This window comes from Paraburkholderia dilworthii (assembly GCF_000472525.1).
GTDB classification, from domain to species: domain Bacteria; phylum Pseudomonadota; class Gammaproteobacteria; order Burkholderiales; family Burkholderiaceae; genus Paraburkholderia; species Paraburkholderia dilworthii.
Window position 1 is genome coordinate 1 of sequence record NZ_AWZT01000041.1, and the last position, 17,989, is coordinate 17,989.

At 63.1% G+C, this 17,989-nt stretch carries 15 protein-coding genes; 2 read left to right on the forward strand and 13 right to left on the reverse strand.

Annotated elements, in window-relative coordinates; all coding sequences use genetic code 11:
- Together F759_RS0127115 and F759_RS0127125 are read right to left on the reverse strand one after the other, a co-directional pair.
- Positions 1 to 386: type VI secretion system baseplate subunit TssG (locus F759_RS0127115; RefSeq protein ID WP_209440518.1), on the reverse strand; the 386-nt coding region annotated here is incomplete at its 3' end.
- Between the two features lie 1,183 nt (positions 387 to 1,569).
- Positions 1,570 to 2,361, reverse strand: a complete 792-nt coding sequence (locus F759_RS0127125) for a phytanoyl-CoA dioxygenase family protein (protein WP_027802628.1) — start codon at positions 2,359 to 2,361, stop codon at positions 1,570 to 1,572.
- Positions 2,362 to 2,572: 211 nt separating this feature from the next.
- On the opposite strand from F759_RS0127125, the gene F759_RS0127130 reads away from it, so the two are divergent.
- On the forward strand, positions 2,573 to 3,484 hold the full coding sequence (locus F759_RS0127130; protein ID WP_027802629.1) for an MBL fold metallo-hydrolase: 912 nt from the start codon (positions 2,573 to 2,575) through the stop codon (positions 3,482 to 3,484).
- A 95-nt stretch (positions 3,485 to 3,579) separates the two neighbouring features.
- Here the strand turns inward: F759_RS0127130 and F759_RS38690 are convergent, their stop codons facing one another.
- The 4 genes from F759_RS38690 to F759_RS0127155 all read right to left on the reverse strand — a co-directional run bounded on the left by F759_RS38690 (position 3,580) and on the right by F759_RS0127155 (position 7,307).
- Complete coding sequence (locus tag F759_RS38690; RefSeq protein WP_051377473.1) at positions 3,580 to 5,403, reverse strand: HAD hydrolase family protein; 1,824 nt, start codon at positions 5,401 to 5,403, stop codon at positions 3,580 to 3,582.
- A 37-nt stretch (positions 5,404 to 5,440) separates the two neighbouring features.
- Positions 5,441 to 6,496 carry a glycosyltransferase family 4 protein gene (locus F759_RS0127140; protein WP_027802630.1) on the reverse strand — a complete coding sequence of 352 codons (1,056 nt, stop codon included), beginning with the start codon at positions 6,494 to 6,496 and terminating at the stop codon, positions 5,441 to 5,443.
- Positions 6,497 to 6,708: 212 nt separating this feature from the next.
- Positions 6,709 to 6,975: a hypothetical protein gene (locus F759_RS0127150; RefSeq protein WP_027802631.1), complete on the reverse strand. Its 267-nt coding sequence runs from the start codon at positions 6,973 to 6,975 to the stop codon at positions 6,709 to 6,711.
- Positions 6,976 to 7,007: 32 nt separating this feature from the next.
- Positions 7,008 to 7,307, reverse strand: a complete 300-nt coding sequence (locus tag F759_RS0127155) for a DUF2934 domain-containing protein (protein ID WP_027802632.1) — start codon at positions 7,305 to 7,307, stop codon at positions 7,008 to 7,010.
- Between the two features lie 243 nt (positions 7,308 to 7,550).
- Between F759_RS0127155 and F759_RS0127160 the strand changes: the two genes are divergently transcribed.
- Positions 7,551 to 8,276 (forward strand): DeoR/GlpR family DNA-binding transcription regulator, encoded by a 726-nt coding sequence (locus tag F759_RS0127160; protein WP_027802633.1) that lies wholly within the window; start codon positions 7,551 to 7,553, stop codon positions 8,274 to 8,276.
- 151 nt (positions 8,277 to 8,427) lie between these two features.
- Here the strand turns inward: F759_RS0127160 and F759_RS0127165 are convergent, their stop codons facing one another.
- From F759_RS0127165 to deoC, 7 genes are all read right to left on the reverse strand, one after another.
- Positions 8,428 to 9,510 (reverse strand): ABC transporter permease, encoded by a 1,083-nt coding sequence (locus F759_RS0127165; RefSeq protein WP_027802634.1) that lies wholly within the window; start codon positions 9,508 to 9,510, stop codon positions 8,428 to 8,430.
- Positions 9,511 to 9,525: 15 nt separating this feature from the next.
- Positions 9,526 to 11,073, reverse strand: a complete 1,548-nt coding sequence (locus F759_RS0127170; protein WP_027802635.1) for a sugar ABC transporter ATP-binding protein — start codon at positions 11,071 to 11,073, stop codon at positions 9,526 to 9,528.
- Positions 11,074 to 11,133: 60 nt separating this feature from the next.
- A complete protein-coding gene (locus F759_RS0127175; protein ID WP_027802636.1) occupies positions 11,134 to 12,138 on the reverse strand; it encodes an autoinducer 2 ABC transporter substrate-binding protein in 1,005 nt (334 codons plus the stop codon).
- Positions 12,139 to 12,239: 101 nt separating this feature from the next.
- Positions 12,240 to 13,313 (reverse strand): ABC transporter permease, encoded by a 1,074-nt coding sequence (locus F759_RS0127180; RefSeq protein ID WP_027802637.1) that lies wholly within the window; start codon positions 13,311 to 13,313, stop codon positions 12,240 to 12,242.
- 34 nt (positions 13,314 to 13,347) lie between these two features.
- Positions 13,348 to 14,310 (reverse strand): ribokinase, encoded by a 963-nt coding sequence (gene rbsK / locus F759_RS0127185; RefSeq protein WP_027802638.1) that lies wholly within the window; start codon positions 14,308 to 14,310, stop codon positions 13,348 to 13,350.
- Between the two features lie 138 nt (positions 14,311 to 14,448).
- The gene (locus F759_RS0127190) at positions 14,449 to 16,836 is read right to left on the reverse strand and encodes an aldehyde dehydrogenase family protein (protein WP_027802639.1); all 2,388 of its coding nucleotides are present in this window, start codon (positions 16,834 to 16,836) and stop codon (positions 14,449 to 14,451) included.
- Positions 16,837 to 16,849: 13 nt separating this feature from the next.
- Positions 16,850 to 17,857 (reverse strand): deoxyribose-phosphate aldolase, encoded by a 1,008-nt coding sequence (gene deoC / locus F759_RS0127195; RefSeq protein WP_027802640.1) that lies wholly within the window; start codon positions 17,855 to 17,857, stop codon positions 16,850 to 16,852.
- Positions 17,858 to 17,989 lie beyond the last annotated feature (132 nt).

The window sequence follows — 17,989 nt, forward strand, 5'->3', positions numbered from 1 at the left end:
GCCCGGTACAGCAGCGTCAGATAACGGTGATGGAAAATGTCGAGGAAATTGACCAGCGTCGGGTCGTGCCGGTTCTGCTCACGCTCGCGCGCGATCTCGGTGACGTGNATCGGCAGCGGCCCGTTGGGCCCAAGCATGCCCAGACCCAGCAGCCGGATTTTCAGATGCCCGTTGACCGTGCGCACGTCTGCAATCTCGCGCGGTGCGAACGCGAGACTCGGCGCCTGGCCGAGACGAAACGGCTCGGCCAGCGGACGCCGCGCAGTGCCCACAGGATCGATACGGGGATCGGCGCCGATACGGCGCAACAGCGAGATAAACCCGTAGCGCCACGGCTCTGTTCGCAGATGCTCAAGCCGCTGCGGCGAGAGCGCCACGTCGGGCACGCCCTGATCGAAGGGGGCGCGCTCCGTCACGCTGCGCCCCTCGTGCTCATGCGCAAGGACCCGGCTGCGGCTTGACGCAGGCAGTGCGCGTTACCAGCGCAGTAATCGCGGAGATGGGAATGCACGATGCGCGTCATGCGATACGGCCCGAACGTGCCCATTCGATGCGGCCGAAATCGCCGGACATGTGGCCTGTCTGCTGCGCCCGGTGCATGGGCTTCCTGCGCTTTGCGTCGTTCATCGCCATAGCCGTCCGTTGCTAAATTTCTGTCTCCAGAGTATGGGCAGGCCGGCTTCATCCGGGTATCAGACCAACGCCGGACCACTGCTGGATTCGGAGGAACAGGCATCTGGAAAATTCAGATTGACGTGTGGCAGTGCAAAGGCAGGGGCCGGTCTTCGCACTGTCAGGCCGCGGTGGACACCAGCAGCCCTTCGTCAAATTTCGACGCAACGCCAGTCCGGCACACGGGATTGTGTTCGAATGGATGGTCGGTCCACGAACAGGGGCAGGCGTGAGCAGGCGGGTTCCCTTTGTTCCCATCCTGTGGGGTCTGGATGTCGTGGATCGACACCACCAGCATAAGAACGGGCGCGATTCTTCGCGCCCTAAGTCGTTCAGCAAACCGCTGTCGTGTTCCGCCGTTCACTCGGGGTTGCGGATGGCGCCGGACTCAGGTACCCCTGTAGGTCAGAATGGGGATCACGTCCTCATCCAGCAGACGGACATTGCTGGTTGCGATTATCGAAAACATCACGTCATCAACATTCGCGCGTTGCCTGAACTGATCGGTATATTCAACGAGCGTCTGCGCCAGTTTTTCGCAATCCCTGTTTTTCTGGCGCGAACTTGGCGAACGTTTTCCAGAAAGTCACGATTGATTGTGTAGCGTTGCCTGCTTTTGCCCTCGTTGATTGCCGGTCAGCTCAAGGCCGCGCAACCAAGCGCAGAGCAACTTTAAGGAAATGCCGTGTGCAATTCCCTGCCCCTACGCACAGCCATGCAACCTAAGGCTTGATTTTGTGCAGCTACGCAACTTAAGCAACTCAGTGCAACGGTGAAACTGCCCTGCACAGGGGCAACACCAATAGACCACCAGGAAATCAAGAAAGGCCAAACGCCGACAACACCACACAGCAGCGCATCTGCATCAAAACAAAACAAAACAAAAACACCCCAACCTCAATAAGCAAACTTCCGATAATGCTCACCACGCGGCGCAGTATCGAGTTCCTCAACTCGCGGCATATACCGCAACAACCGTTTCCCCCGCGAGCCAAGCTGTTCATAAACAGCCACCGGCACATCGATATGCACTTCAGGCCGGAAATACCAGCTTCTGCTATAGCCGATCACCACCATCGGACGCGGCACGTCGGTCTTATTCGGTGTGCCGCGATGCAGCGCACGCACGTCGCGGATCATCACATCGCCGAGTTTCATCGGAATCGCCTGCAAGGGCACGCGCCCGTCGCGCCACGCTTGCAACGCTTCGTCCGAACGCATGCGATGCGTGCCGAGCGTAGTCTCGAACGGCCCGTTCTCGAGCGTGACGTCGCATAACGGGAAGTTCACCGCGAGCTGGAATGAAGGCGTTTCCGGTTCGCCGTCGAAGAGCGCCGGCGTGTCCCGGTGTACGTCCTGATAGGTGGACCCGTTAAGCGGCGTGTCGGTAGCGAGTTGACACATGACGGGATCGTCGCCGGCCACGCGCTCGACTATTGCCAGCACGTCCGCGTCGCAAAAGATCGCCTCGTCGGCAAAGATGCCCGTGAACGGCAGCGTGATGTAGTGACGGTTTTCGCCGCGCACGGCCGTCGCTTTCGACGCAAGCCGCTCGTCGAGCAGCGGTTTGAAAGCCTCGGCCCACGCACGAAGCTTGTCTGCAGGAAAGTGGTTCCTCAATATCACTATTCCGTCGCGCTCGAAAGCCGCGGCGAATTCGTCAAGCTGGTCATCTGAATAGCGTCCCACATTTGTCTCCGTGATTTTTTCTACGGACTTTAAATGTACCGCGTCGCCGCCGCGCTGTCTTGGGCGCTCGAAAAATCGCACGGCTTCCCTCACCATATTTTGCAGTCACACGATACGCGACCGCAGCTCGCAAGTCCCGGGAAGGTCCAGCCCTGGCAGGTATATGCCTTGCGCGAGCTTGCGGCACTCCCTCCGTCACGAGCGACAAGCGATGATCGTGCACCACCTCAACTGCATTTCCACCTGTCCGTTAGGCGGCCGCCTGATGGACGGACGCACGCGGTCGCTTGCCGGGCGCGGGCTGCTCACCTGTCACTGTCTGCTCATCGAAACCTCCGCAGGACTGGTGCTGGTGGACACCGGCTTCGGGCTGCGCGACGTCGCAAATCCGCGCTCACGTATCAGCCGGTTCTTTCTGGGGCTTGTGAGTCCGGATTTCCGCGAGGAAATGACCGCGATCCGCCAGATCCAGCGGCTCGGCCTCGATCCGCGCGACGTCACGCATATCGTGCTGAGCCACCTCGACTTCGATCATGCCGGCGGCCTCGACGACTTCCCGCATGCCACCGTGCATATGTTGCGCGTCGAGCGCGATTATGCGTTCCAGCAGAAGACGTGGATGGACCGGCAGCGCTTTCGCCCTCAACAGTGGTCGACTTCAGGAAATTGGCGCGTGTACCAGGCAGGCGACGGCGAAGCGTGGAACGGCTTCTCGCGTGTGCAGCAACTCGACGGACTGCCGCCTGAATTGCTCGTCGTGCCGTTACGCGGGCATACGTTCGGGCATGCAGGCATCGCCGTGAACACGACCGGCGAGCAGTGGCTCTTCAACGCCGCCGACGCCTACTTTCATCACGCCGAGATGCATGCGAGGCCGCATTGCACGCCAGGGCTGCGCATGTATCAGTGGATGCTGGAGAAAGACCGCACTGCCCGTTTCGACAATCAGCGCCGCCTGCGTGAACTCGCGCTGACCAGTCAAGCCGTGACCGTGTTCTGCAGCCACGACGTGACCGAGTTCGAACGGCTCGCGAAGCGTGCCGCGAACGTGCCGGCGGAGCGATTCATGAATACGCCTCGCGCGGGTCGCGATCCGTCTTCACGTAACGATCGCATCGCATGACGTTCGCGCTGCTGTGGGATCGAAGTCGCGCACCGCTGCGCACGCCGACTAGATGGCGTGGTCTGCGCGCCGAATTAGTACGGTATCCGTAATATCTATGGCGACGATCCGTCGTCGCCCGGCGAACCGTCGCGCGGCGTCGCATCCGCCGTCTTCGTGGTCAGCACGGCGGGCATCGATGGGTTCTCAGGCTGCGTGTAGCGCTCGTGCACGGCTGCCTTGATCCGCGCAAGGCTCGCGGCTGCATCGAGCGAAGCATCCTGCTCGATCTGCCGCGCTTGCGCCGCGAGATCGGGGTCGCCGATCTCCTTTTCGAACCAGCGCGAATAATCGCCCCGCTCTCGGTGATACTGCCACGTGCCGGCGTCGATGCCCTCCGCTATCTCCACGAATAACACCAGGTTATGCGCGCGCAGATTCAACGCACCCTCGGGTCCGCGGAAATAAAAACTGCGCTCGGGAATCAGCAGCCCTTCTGCATATTTTCGCCGATGCCTGAGCCGATGCTTACTGCCCGGTTCGAGCCGGATCACGCCTTCGGGCGCCGGTTCTGCGAGACGCCATAACAGCGCCTCGCCAGGCTTCAGTTGCGCTTGACCCATGACGTCGTCGATGCCTGGCATATCCCGCTCTGTGGCCTTCGCGAGTTCCTGCACGGCGGTGCCGGCGCTCGGGCCCATCGCGAGCACCAGGTTCACCTGGCGCAGGAATGCGCTGTCCAGTTGCTGCGGAGAAACCGTGATCGCGAGCGCGGTCTCCAGCGTCTGCGGAATGGTCTGGCTCGCACCAGCCCATCCAGCCGGAAACAGATGATGCGCCTCGTCGAACACGAGCCAGTGCGGCCGGCCGGTTTTCACACGCAACTGCTGCACTTCCAGCAGCAACGACGCGCAGAATGCAGGCCGCTCGGGCAACGGCACGCGCAGCAGATTGACGGCCACCGCCGCACGCGGAGGACGCAGCAGCAACTGCACGACTTCTTCGATCTGCGGCGCCGTGTGCGTATCGCCGACCACGATCGTATCCTCGTCGTTCTGATAGTCGCCTTCCGGATCGATGATGCACAACTGCTGATGCATGCCCGCTAACCGTTCGAGCAGACCCGCACACGCGGTCGACTTGCCGCATCCCGATTCCCCGACGAGCAGCGCGACGGTGCCGTGCGCCGCGCAATACAGATCCGCGGGTCTGGCGTCGTCGCGTGAATGTCCGATTAGCACGCGGCTGCGCGACGTGACGCTTGCCCTTTCGCACAAATCGTCCTTGACTAGCGCGTCGACCAACTCGGCCACACCGGCACCCGCCGCGCGGCTGGTGACCATATCGGCGTGCTCTTTCAAGGCGGGCAGCGCATTGGCCACCGCTACCGAAAAACCACACGCGTCGAGCAGCGCATGATCGTTTTCGGCATCGCCTACTCCCGCCACGTTGAAGGCAGACAATGCGAGTTCGTTGAGCGCCTCCTGCAAGCCGCTCGCTTTCGATATGCCCGGCGAGACGATCATCACCGCATCGCCGTTGAAGATGATGTGCAAGCCGAGGCCCAGGTCGCGAATAGCGGCAAGCGCGATCTGCTCAGCGGGTTTCATCATCGCGACCAGCGTTTCGCTGACGCTGAAATGATGCAGGCCGCGACGCTTCAATTCGTCGACGAAAGCGGGCGGCGGCGGCGGAGCGAGCAGACGCCGCGCGCCCGTCGATGGCGTGTACAACACGCCACCATTTTCGGCGACCACCCGCGAAAACAGATCGAGCCGCGGGCAGATGGCGAGCAGGTCGTCCATCTCCCGGCCGCTCACGAGGATCGCCTGACGGCCCGATGCGCGCAGGCGTTCGAGCGCCTCCCACGTCGCGTCGGCAACGCGTCCGTCGGATGCCAAGGTGTTGTCGTAGTCGGTCGCAATGGCAAAAAATCGCATGGAAAGCGCTCCGTGATTCTGTCGGTTTCGGCTTGCTTCAGTCGGCCCGCGCCGATTGCGCATCGCAAGTGTCGCGCAGCATCGCTTCGTAAATGCGCGAGTACTGACTGACCATTCGCTCGACCGTGAAGCGGCGCTCGAATGCCGCGCGGCACGCGGCGCGGTCGATAGTGTCGATTTTCGCGAGCGCGGCCACCGCTTCGTCGACAGAATCGACGAGGAAACCCGTCACGCCGTGCTCGACGATTTCAGGCGCCGCGCCGTTGTTGAACGCAATCACGGGTGTGCCGCACGCGAGCGCTTCGATCATCACGAGGCCGAAAGGCTCGGGCCAGTCGATCGGAAACAGTAAGGCGCGTGCCTGTCCGAGAAAATCGTTCTTGCACGCGTCGTCCACTTCGCCGCAGTACTCGACATGCGACAAGTCGAAAAGGCCCGCAATGTCCTGCTCGAAGTAGTCGCGATCACCGTTGTCGATTTTCGCGGCGATGCGAATCGGCACGCCTGCGTGCCGTGCAATTTCTATTGCGCGGTCGGGCCGTTTGGTCGGTGCGATGCGGCCGAGAAACGCCACGTAATCGCTCGGCTCTTTATGAAAGCGCAGCAAGTCGGCGGGCAAGCCGTGATTAACCGTTGCGCGCCAGTCGAGCCACGGAAGCGGCGCGCGCTGCGCATCGGAGATCGACACCAGCGGCATGTCGGCGAACTGCCGGTACAGCGTGCTGAAGCCCGGTATGTCGAGTCGCCAGTGCAAGGTGGTCAGCGACGCGCATGGCAGTCGCCGCGCAAACGGAAAGCTCGTGTAGTCGGTATGAAAATGCACGATGTCGAATTCGTCCGCGCGCCGCACGACTTCCTCGAGCATCGCGAAGTGAAACGCCTGCGGGTCGGCGGTATCTTCGATCAGGCGAATCGCGCAGTCGCTTCCCGAGACGAGCCGCGCTCGCGTGCGGGAATCGCCGCTTGCAAAGAGCGTCACGTCGTGGCCCAGCGAGACGAGGCCGTCCACCAGCCAGGCCACTACCCTTTCGACGCCGCCATAAGCGACGGGTGGCACTCTTTCATACAGCGGTGAAACCTGGGCAATACGCATGCGCGGCTCCCTTCTGCCAACCGATGCGTAGCGCGCCGCATGGTGCATGCCCGACGATGTCACGCGTGAGCCGCAGCATTTTTCGCCGATGGAAAAATGTACAGGTCGGCGATGAAATTTAAGCGTTGTGCGAAGCGGCGCGCTGCCATCGCCGCGTTCCCGACAGATGCACGAGGCCAAGCACACGCACACGCACGACGCTGCAAGCGCAGCTACGCGACGGGGCCCGCATAGCCGTCGGCCGGCGACGCCGGCTCGACCCGTTCGACATGCTCGTCGATCCAGTCCGTCGCCCGCTCGCGTGCGAACTCGATCGCCTCATGTTCGTCGACGAAATCCCGATGAAACTCCATGTCGTGCGTATCGTCGCTCGAACTCACCGCGCCTCGCGTCACCTCGATCCTTGCATGCGCGACGATCGTGCCGTCGTCGACACCTGCCGTGACATGAACGATGCACCCTCCGTACTCGAAGTCCATAATGTCCTCCTGCGTGTGGTGGTCAGGCCGCGCTAGCTGCGCTTCGTGCCCGCGTCGCCGTGCGCCTTGCTGGCGCTCCGTGGCTGGCCGGCTTCCGGCGCTTCCGCGCTCTCGTCACCGATTGCCTCGGCCGCTCGCCGTCCCTTGCCCGACTGATCCACAGCCGCCGCGGGCTCGGCGTCGCCCGCGTCCCCTTCGGCCTCGATCTGTGCCTGCGCGCGCAGCCAGTAGTCGTCGGGCCGTCCTTCGGGCGAGCCGTCGCTTTCCCATAGCTCATACGCGCGCTTGCGGATTCGGTCCTCTACTGTGGGTTCGCCCGGTAGGCCGTCCATTGCAATCTCCAAACGTTGGTTGTCAGCGCAAAGCACGCACGCGATGCGGCGGCTGCGCCGGTGACCCAGCAAAGCGCGTTCCCATTGCGGGCTGATTGCATGAACTGCCGAGCCAAGGCGAGCCAGGGCTAGGTTCGGCGCCGCTCCCTTGCTCGCCGCGGCGTCGGCCTGTTGTTATAATTCTTTCAGCAGTTCTGATTCAAATATAACGCCGCTCACGCACTCCCACGCGCTAGGATCTCCATGCTGAAACCCGACCGCCTTCGCGCTCTCGCCGACGCGTTGACGAGGCAAAATGTGATGCGCCTGCGCGACGCCGCGGCTCTGCTCGGTGTGTCCGAAATGACAGTGCGCCGCGACATCGCGGCCAACTCGGATCGCTTCACCTATCTCGGCGGCTATATCGTCAGCGCGACCGACGTGCCGAACAACGCCGGTTATTCGCTGGAACAGGAAAAGGATCATTTCGCGCACGCCAAGGCAGAAGCGTCGTCAATTGCCGCGGGGCTTATCGGCGATAACGAAACGCTTTTCATCGATTGCGGCACGACGCTCACCACACTCGCGCGGCTGATTCCGCCGGAGCGGCATGTCACGGTGGTGTGCTATTCGCTGAACGTGGCGGAGATTTTGCGGCGCAAGCCGAATGTGCGGATGATTCTGCTTGGCGGCGTGTACGTGCCTTCATCGGATTCGTTTGCGGGCGAGGAAAGCCTTGAGATGTTGCGCCGCATGGGCATCAACAAGGCGTTCATTTCAGCGGGCGGCGTGGACCGCGCGCGTGGCGTTACGTGCTGGAATTTTCACGAAGTCGCCTTGAAGCAGGCCGCGATGGCGAGCGCCGTCGAGCGGCACCTCGTGGTTGACATGAGCAAGTTCGGCGTCGTCAAGGCCGTGCGCTTCTCGCAGGTCGACGACTTCGATTCGATCATCACCGAGTTGGGGCAGGAGCAACGCAAGCGAGGATAGCGCACACGCTCGCGCGCTTCACGCTCTTCTCACATTCTTTACGTGCTTGTTGCAGTTCTCGCGGCGTGGCGGCCCGACATGCCACACACGACACACGACGCACGTAATGCGACATACGTAAAACGCAGCGCGCGCCGAGCCCAGGACCCACTCAGCGCTTGCGTTGCAGGGCAAACAGCGTCCCGGCAAGCAGAATAAACGCGCCGATAATCACCTTCTGCCAGGTGCTTGGCACGCCGACGAGAATCAGCACGCTCTTGATCAGGGTGACCAGCACTACACCCAGCAGCGTGCCGGCCACCGTACCCGTGCCACCTGTGATGCGCGCACCGCCGAGGATCACCGCGGCGATCACGTCGAGCTCCGAGCCGACCAGATCGAACGGATTCGCGAGGCGGTTGTTCGAAACATGCAGAATGCCCGCAATGCCCGCCAGCATGCCCGTATAGCCGAACACGAACAGATGGATTGCACGCAGGTTGTAGCCGAGCCGCTCGGCAATCGCGAGCGAGCCGCCCATCGCATAGACGCCGCGTCCCATCATCGTGCGATTGAGCAGCCACCATGTGACGACCGCGGCGGCCACCAGCGCGAGCACCGACACCGGCAGCACCGCGCGCAGTCCGTCCGCCGTGTGATAGAAAAACAGCGGAATGCGACCGAAGTGATCCATGCTGTGCGGAATGTTCATGAAGAACGTCGTGCCGATAAAGGTCAGCAACAGCCCGCGATATAGATATTGCGTGCCGATCGTAACGATCAGCGAAGGCGCTTTTAGCCGATGCACCAGCAGCCCGTTCACCACGCCGAGCACGGCACCGCCAAGCGCGCCGGTGACGAGGATCAGCGCGAACGGCGCATCGGGCCACCACGCGAACACGGCTTTCGTGATGCCGTACATGGTCAGCGCGGCAATCGCGGTGAACGACACATCGATGCCGCCCGACGCAAGCACGACGAGCGTGCCGAGCGCGAACAGCGACATCGTGGTCGCGGAATGCAGCAGGTCGAACAGCGTTGCGACCTGAAAGAACCGTGGATTGATCGCGCCGACGATCAGGCACGTCACCACGATCAGCGCCACCGTGAACCACTCGGGATTGCGCGCGAGTCTCGTGCGCAATCCCGGCGGTTCGATGCTCGGCGCGACTTCGACGACGGTGGGAGTGGTCATGGTCTGCTTCATGGGCGAGTCGATTGGCGAGTCGCTGCGCGACTGGATGCGCGAGTTCATGGCGGTTGACGTCCTCTATGCCGCTTCGGAAAGCAGCGCGTGATACAGATCGGCCTCGCTCAATTCGTCGGCGCGATATTCGGCGGCCACGCGTCCCTTCTTCATCATCAGAATGCGATCGCAGTTCTGTAGAAGTTCCGGCAAATCGTCGCTGATCAGAATGATGCCGATGCCGCGTTGTGACAGCCGCTGCATGATGCGATAGATGATGTCCTTCGAGCCCACATCCACGCCGACAGTCGGTCCGTGCAGAATCAGCACGCGCGGGTCGATGGCGAGCCAGCGTCCAATCAGCACGCGCTGCTGGTTGCCGCCCGAGAGCGACTGCACGGGCTTATCCACGCCAGGCGTCGCGATCTGCAGATCCTTCACGGTCTGTTCGGCGAGCGCTTGCGCGCGTGCGCGGTCGATCTGACCAAAGCGGTCGCGCAGGCTCGAAATCATCGCGGTAATCACGTTGTCGCGAATCGGCTTGTCGAGAAATAGCCCTTCGTTCAGGCGGTCTTCGGGCACATAGCCGATGCGATGGCGTTTCGCATCGGAAGGCGTGCGCAGCGCGATACGTTTGCCGTCGAGCATGACGTCACCCGACTGCGCCGGCGCCACGCCCGCCAACGCGCGCGCGAGTTCGTTGCGCCCGGAATCGAGCAGCCCCGTAACGCCGAGAATCTCGCCGCCCTGCAGCTTGAAGGACACGTCGCTGAACTGGCTCGCGCGCGAGAAGCCGCGCACGTCGAGCACGATGTCTTGTGCGTGAGCACTCTCCCGGTAACGTTCATTCGACAGATGGCGGCCCGTCATCAATTCGCTGATCTGCGCCTTGGTGAACTGCGCGATGGGCCCCTGCGCCATTTTCTGTCCGTCGCGCAACACGATCACTTCGCCGCCGATCGCATAACACTCGTCGAGCTTGTGGCTCACGAACAGCACCGTCACGCCTTGCGCGCGAAGATTCGCGAGCACCGCGATCAGATTGTCGACTTCCTTTTGCGTGAGCGACGTGGTGGGCTCGTCCATGATCACGAACTTGGCTTCGCTCGCAATCGCGCGGGCAATTGCCACGAGCTGGCGCGTCGCGAGCGGCAATTGCTCGATCAGCGTCGATTGAAACTCGGGATTCCCCGGCAGGCCGACGGCTTCGAGCGCGCGCGCGGCGGTGGCGGCGAGCACGCGGCGATCGAACGTGCGCGCGAGCCGTCCTTCGTGTGCCGCAAGTTCCGACGTGAGCCCGACGTTTTCCGCGACGCTCATGTTAGGCAGCAGCGAAAGATCCTGATACACAGTTTCGATGCCGGCGGCGAGCGCCTCGAGCGCGGAGAGCCGCGCATGCGGCACGCCCTCGATCACGAGTTCGCCCTCGTCCGGCGGTTGCGCGCCGGAAATGATCTTGATCAGCGTGCTCTTGCCGCAGCCGTTTTCGCCGAGCAGGTGATAGATCTGCCCGCGCTCGAATGCGAGAGTCACGCCACGCAATGCATGCACGCCGGTGAAGCGCTTATGCACTCCGATCACTTGTAAAAACGGCTGTGACAACGGCGCAGAAGATACGTCTTCTTGATTCATGATGATCGGTCGCGGTGTCGAGGCGTGCCCACAGGACACGCCTCGAAGTGAACAACGGAATCAGAACGGATACTGCTTGTAGTTCGACTTGTCGACATTCACCCAGCCCTGGCCGCGCACGATGATGCCCTTGCCCGGCCCCTTCGCGACCGTCACCTTCGTGTAGCCAGGAATGCCGAGGTCCGCGCCGTTCTGCACTGTCTTGCCGTCGACCAGCATCTTCGCGACCTTGTTCATCGCGATGCCAGCGAGCTTCGGGTCCCAGAACGCGATGCCGTTGATCGCGCCGCTTTCGAGGAACTTGCCGGCCTCGGTCGGCAGACCCGTACCGTATACGCAGATCTTGCCTTGCATGCCCGCTTCTTCAACCGCACGGCCGATGCCGATCACATCCAGCGATGACGAGCCCTGGAAGCCCTTCAGATCCGGATGTTTGCGCAGTACTTCCTTCGCGACTTCATACGCGCGCTCGCCGTCGTTGTTGGTTTCGAGTTTCGGCTCGACCAGGTTCATCTTGGGATACCTGGCCTTCGCGTTGCCGATGCCGCCGTCGGCCCATTGCACCTGCGAGCGGCTGCCGAGCGAGCCGACCAGCACGGCCCACTTGCCCTCGTTATGCATGCACGACGCGAGTCGTTCGTTCAGGCCCGCGCCATAGGCGGTGTTGTCGAACGCCTCGATGTCGACCATCGTGTTCTTTGCGTTGTCCGCTTCGTGGGTGACCACCTTGATGCCGCGATCCATCGCCTTCTTCAACGCCGGTTCGAGCGTCGGCGGATCGTAGGGCACCACGGCAATCGCGGTGACTTTCTTCGCGATCAGGTCTTCGATGATCTTCAGTTGCTGCGCCGCATCCGCACGGCCCGGGCCGGTCTGATAGGCGGTCACGCCGGGGTTGTCCTTCGCGAACTCCTTGACGCCTTCGTCCATCCGGTTGAACCAGTTGATGCCCGTCACCTTGACGACCGTGACAATCGTCTCGTTGGTCGCCGCCTGCGCCGCGGCGATCACGCCCACCGTAAGAGCACCTGCTGCGAGCGCGGCACCCAGTCGAGTCAATTTCATGCAATGTCTCCTTTATCGTTCGATGTCGCCCGTGCTGGCCGTGTCAGCCGTCGCGAACAGGCAGGGCAACCTGTCCGCCTTTAACGTATCCTCGCCGTGCGCTAACGCCTCGGCGTTGCGCCCGCACTGCCAGAAGCTGGAGCTTGCGCGGGCTTCACGGGACCTCCTCCGCCGCCGAGACCGAAGATCGCGCGCACCCGTTCGCCGCCTGCGAACGCCAACGACAGCAGCAGCAGAAAACCCCACGCGCAGTCGCCGAAAAACTGCGACACGCCGAGTAGATTGAAGAGGCTCGACAGAAACTGAAGCACAGTCGCCGCGAAAAACACGCAGACGATGCGGCCATGCCCGCCCGCCGGATTCACGCCGCCCATCACCGCGATCAGGATCGCGATCAGCAGATAGGAGTTGCCATAGTCCCATTTCGCGCTGGACGTATGCGTCGCGCTGATCAGGCCCGCGAGGGAAGCAAGCACGCCGCACATCGCGTAAGTGGTGATCAGCATGCGTGCGCGCGGAATGCCCGCATAGAACGCGGCCTTGGGATTCGTGCCCATCAGATAGAGACGCAGCCCGAAGGGGCTGCGCTTGAGCAGCCATCCCAGCACGATCACCGCGGCAAGAAAGATGCAGAACGCTATGGGCACCTGAAACACCGTGCCGTTGCCGATATCCGACAAGGGCTCGACATAGTCCACATGCACCGACGCGCCGTTGCTGATCACAACCGCAAAGCCGGTGAAGAGCAGTTGCGTGCCGAGCGTGCAAAGAATCGGCGTGAGTCTGAGGCGTGCGATCACCACCCCGTTGAGCAGGCCGCCAAGCAGACCCATGATCACGACGATCACGCAAAAGAGCGACGTGTACAGCATCGGCGAATCGTCGCCGTTGACGAAGCGCGGCACGAGCATCGCCGCGACCATGCCCGACAGGTTTGCGAGCCCGACACCGGACAGGTCGATGCCGCCGTTGCCCGACACCATCGACAGCATGATGCCGAGCGCGAGCAAACCGAGTTCGGGCAGTTGGCCGCCCATCGACTGAAGGTTGTCGATGTCGACGAACTGGCCGCGCGAGAGCCACGTCGCGACCAGCACGACGAGCACGTTGACGATCAGAAGAAAATTCAGTTGCCGGTCGGCAAACAGTTTTCCCGCAGCAAACGAAGACTTCATGGCGCTGATGATCTCCTTGGCACTGCACGAATGGTTACGAAACCTGTGCCGTCTGATTTGACTCGCTCAATACCTGGTTCACTTCGGCGAGCGTCGGCATTGAAGGCGCCGTGCCCGCGCGCGTAACCGAAACGCCCGCGAGCGCGCAGCCGAAGCGCATGGCCTGGATCGCACCTTCGCCGCGTGCGAGTGCGGCCGCGAAGCCCCCCGTGAAGCCGTCGCCGGCGCCGGCGGTTTCGACCACCGCGCCACAATGAAACGCGGGCAACCATACCGATTGCGTCGCGTCATGCAGCAACGCGCCGCCCTCGCCGAGCGTCACGATCACGGTGCCGACGCCTTTCGAGAGCAGTACGTCGGCCGCACGCCGTGCATCGTCGACGTTCGCGATCGGCACGCCCGTCAGCGCGGTGGCTTCGGTTTCATTCGGCGTGATGTAGTCGCACAGCGGGAAGATGTCGTCGTCGAGCGGCAATGCGGGCGCGGGATTGAACACGGTCGTGACGCCGTGCTTGCGCGCGACTTCGAGTCCGCGCCGCGCGGCCGCTAGCGGCTGTTCCAGTTGCGTGACGAAGACGCGCGCGCCGGCAATGTCGGCATCGATGGCGTCGACGTCGGCTGCGCTCAGCGTTCCCGCCGCGCCCGCCGCGACGATGATCGCGTTCATGCCGGTGGTGTCGTCGACGAAGATATGGGCGGCGCCTGTGGAGACGCCTTCGACAACCGAGGCCCGCGCCGTGATGCCTTCGCGTGCCCATGTTGCTTGTGCAATGGAACCGAATGCATCGTTGCCGATGCGCGTGCAGAATACAACCTCAGCGCCCGCGCGTGCCGCCGCCACTGCCTGATTCGAGCCCTTGCCCCCTGGCCCCATCGCGAACGCGGAGCCCGCAACGGTTTCGCCGATCAGCGGCATGCGCGCCGCGCGAAACGTCAGATCGGTCACGTAAATGCCGAGAATGACGACACGTCCGAGCTGTTGTTGCTGCAAGCTCATGAGCGCAGCCCTCCTCGCGAGGCGTTTAGCGCAGCGCGACGCGATGCGCGCGGCGCCACGTTGTTCGTCAACAGCAAGTTCAGAGTGTTCAGCACGTTGTCTTCTCCATTTTCTGGTTGGCGTGCGTACGCTGTGCGCTCAGTCTCCGTACGGTATCCAGATGTTCTTCACCTGCACTGCCTGGCGGAGAAATAGCGGCCCTTCGCTTGCACGGTCGAACCAGTCGAACTGGCGTCCGTAGTCGGTGAAGGTGCGCTTCAGGTTGCCGACCGACTCGCGCTCGATCAGCGTCGCATCCGTCGCGCTGCCGAAACACCATACCGCGTCCACATCGTCGTGTCTCGCAAGCGCCGGCAGCAGCGCTTCCCGCTTGCCGGTGACGATGTTCACGACGCCGCCCGGCACGTCCGACGTCTCGACGACCTGATAAAAGTCCGTGACCGCAAGCGGACCGGCCTCGCCCGGCAGCAGCACCACGCGATTACCCATTGCCAGCGCCGGCGCCACGAGCGAAACGAACGCGAGCAGCGGCGCCTCGTCCGGACATGCAATGCCGATCACGCCGAGCGGCTCGTGCATGGCCAGCGCGACACCTCGCAGCGGCGGCGTATGCACGGCGCCGTCGAACTTGTCGGCCCACGCCGCGTAAGTGAAAAGACGCGTGACCGAGGCTTCGACTTCCGCGCGCGCCGCCGTTTCGCTTGCGCCGTTTCGCACGACCAGTTGATGCGCGAATTCATCCGCACGCACCGCCAGATTCTCCGCGAGATAGAACAGCACCTGCGCACGGTTATGCGTGCTCGCCTGCGACCACTTGTGCGCGGCACGCGCCGCTTCGACCGCATTGCGAATGTCCTTGCGATTGCCTTCGCCCACTTCGCCGGCCAGCGTTCCATCCGGCGCATGCACCGTCAACGAATAGCCGCTGTCCGGACGCACCTGCTTGCCGCCGATAAAGAGCTTGGCCGTGCGGTCGATCAACGCAACGTTCGAGACTTGACGATCGTTGCTCACGTTCGTCACCGCGCTAACCGGCTGGCGCTTCGGAAGATTGAGCCACGCACGCGGTTTCAGATATTCGTGAATGCCCTCACGTCCACCCTCGCGTCCATAGCCCGATTCGCGATAGCCGCCGAAACCGACCGCCGCATCGAACAGATTCGTCGCGTTGATCCATACGACGCCTGCCGCGAGCCGCGGCGCGACATCGAGCGCGCGGCCGATCGTTTCGCTCCACACGCTGGCGGCAAGTCCATAGCGTGAATTGTTCGCGAGCGCGATGGCTTCGTCGGGCGTGCGAAAGCTCATCGTAACGAGCACCGGGCCGAAGATTTCCTGCTGGGCGAGTGTCGATGCGGGCGCAACGTTGGTGACGAGCGTCGGCGGATAGAAGCAGCCGTCGGCGGGCAACGCGGTGTCGCTCGCTTGCCAGATCGCGCAACCCTCGCGCCGCCCGGTTTCGACGAGCGAGCGAATCCGCTCAAGTTGCACCGGATCGACGATCGCGCCCAGGTCGACGCTCTTATCGAGCGACGCTCCCACACGCAGCGTCTGCATGCGGCGCTTGAGCTTCGCGATGAAGCGCGCCTCGATGCCTTCCTGCACCAGCAAGCGCGAGCCCGCGCAGCAAACCTGCCCCTGGTTGAACCAGATCGCGTCGACGACGCCTTCGACCGCGCCGTCGAGGTCGGCGTCGTCGAATACGATAAACGGCGACTTGCCGCCCAGTTCGAGCGTCAGCGATTTGCCCGAGCCCGCCGTGACCGCGCGGATCAGCTTGCCGACCTCGGTCGAACCGGTGAATGCGATCTTGTCGACTTGCGGATGCTCGACCAGCGCCGCACCCGTCGCGCCGTCGCCGGTCACGACATTGAGCACGCCTGCGGGCAAGCCGGCCCGATGTGCGAGTTCAGCGAATAGCAGCGCGGTCAGCGGCGTGTATTCTGCCGGCTTCAACACGACGCAATTGCCCGTTGCGATAGCAGGCGCGATCTTCCACGCAAGCATCAGCAGCGGAAAATTCCACGGCACAATCTGGCCGATCACGCCAAGCGGCGCATGGTCCGCGAATTCGCTGTCCTGCAACTGCGCCCAACCCGCGTGATGCAGAAAATGCCGGGCGACGAGCGGCACGTCGATGTCGCGCGTTTCGCGTATCGGCTTGCCGTTATCGAGCGCTTCGAGCACCGCAAAGAGCCGGCTATGCCGCTGCACCATTCGAGCCAATGCATACAGATGCCGCGCGCGCCCCGCGCCGCCTAGCGCGAACCAGCCCGCTTGCGCGGCGCGCGCGGCGGCTACCGCGGCGTCGATATCCGCCGCGTCGCCTTGCGCGATATCGGCGAGTCGCTCGGCCGTTGCGGGCGCATGCGAGACGAAATGCGCGCCACTGGCCGGCGCATGCCACGCGCCGCCGATGAAATGGCCGAAGCGCGCGTCATGTTGCGCAAGCCATTCACGCGCAGGCTGATCGTCCTCGGGTGCGGGACCGTATTCCATCGAAGAAAAGTACTCCGCTACGCTCATGGGTGGGTCTGCTTCAGGCTACGGGGTGACGGTTGAAAGCGGAATAACGGCCGCTCACGTGATGTTCGAGCTGCCGTTCGATGTCGGCGAGCAGGCTCGATGCGCCGATGCGGAAAAGCTCCGGTTCGAGCCACGCGCGGCCGAGCTCTTCCTTCATCAGAATCTGATACGACAGCACCGACTTTGCGTTCGACACGCCGCCTGCGGGCTTGAAACCGATCGGCACGCCAGTGCGCTCGTGATATTCGCGGATCATCCGCACCATGACGAGCGACACGTCGAGCGTTGCATTCACGCCTTCCTTGCCCGTCGATGTCTTGATGAAGTCGGCGCCGGCCATCATGCAGACCATCGATGCGCGCGCGATATTCGACAGCGTGCGAATGTCGCCGGTCGCCAGAATGGCCTTCAGATGCGCGGGGCCGCAGGCCGCGCGGAACTCGCGCACTTCGTCGTAGAGGGCCTGCCAGTTGCCGGTGAGCACATGTTCACGCGTGACGACGATGTCGATCTCCGCCGCGCCGTCCGCAACCGACGCCTCGATCTCTTTCAGCTTCAACGGATGCGGAATCAGCCCGGCCGGAAAGCCCGTCGACACCGCCGCGACCGGAATGCCGCTGCCTTTTAGCGCATCCACGGCAGTCGCGACGAAGCGGTGATAGACGCACACCGCGCCCGTGGTGATGCGCTGCGGCGCCATGCCGAGCGCTTCGAGAATATCGGCGCGCACCGGCTGGCGCGCCTTTGCGCACAGACGGCGCACGCGGCCTTCCGTGTCGTCGCCGTTGAGCGTGGTCAGGTCGATGCAGGTGGCGGCTTTCAGCAACCACGCGGCCTGCGCGTCTTTCTTGACCGTGCGACGTGTGGCGAGCGTCGCCGCGCGCCGTTCGACCGCCGACTGGTTGACGCGAAGCGCGTCGAGCCAAGAGGCGTCGAACGGCATGCCCGGATTACGCACCGGATAAACGAGCGGCCCACCGCGCAACGCGACGACCGATGACGACTTTGAAGGATCAGGCATGAGACGTCCGGGGTTGGTGCACGGCACAACGGCGGGCCGGCGTATGACTCCGGGCTATCGTACTCCATTTGATAGGATTATCACAAGCGGGACGCGCGGATTCTCACATTTCGCACTCGCTCGCCATGCGTC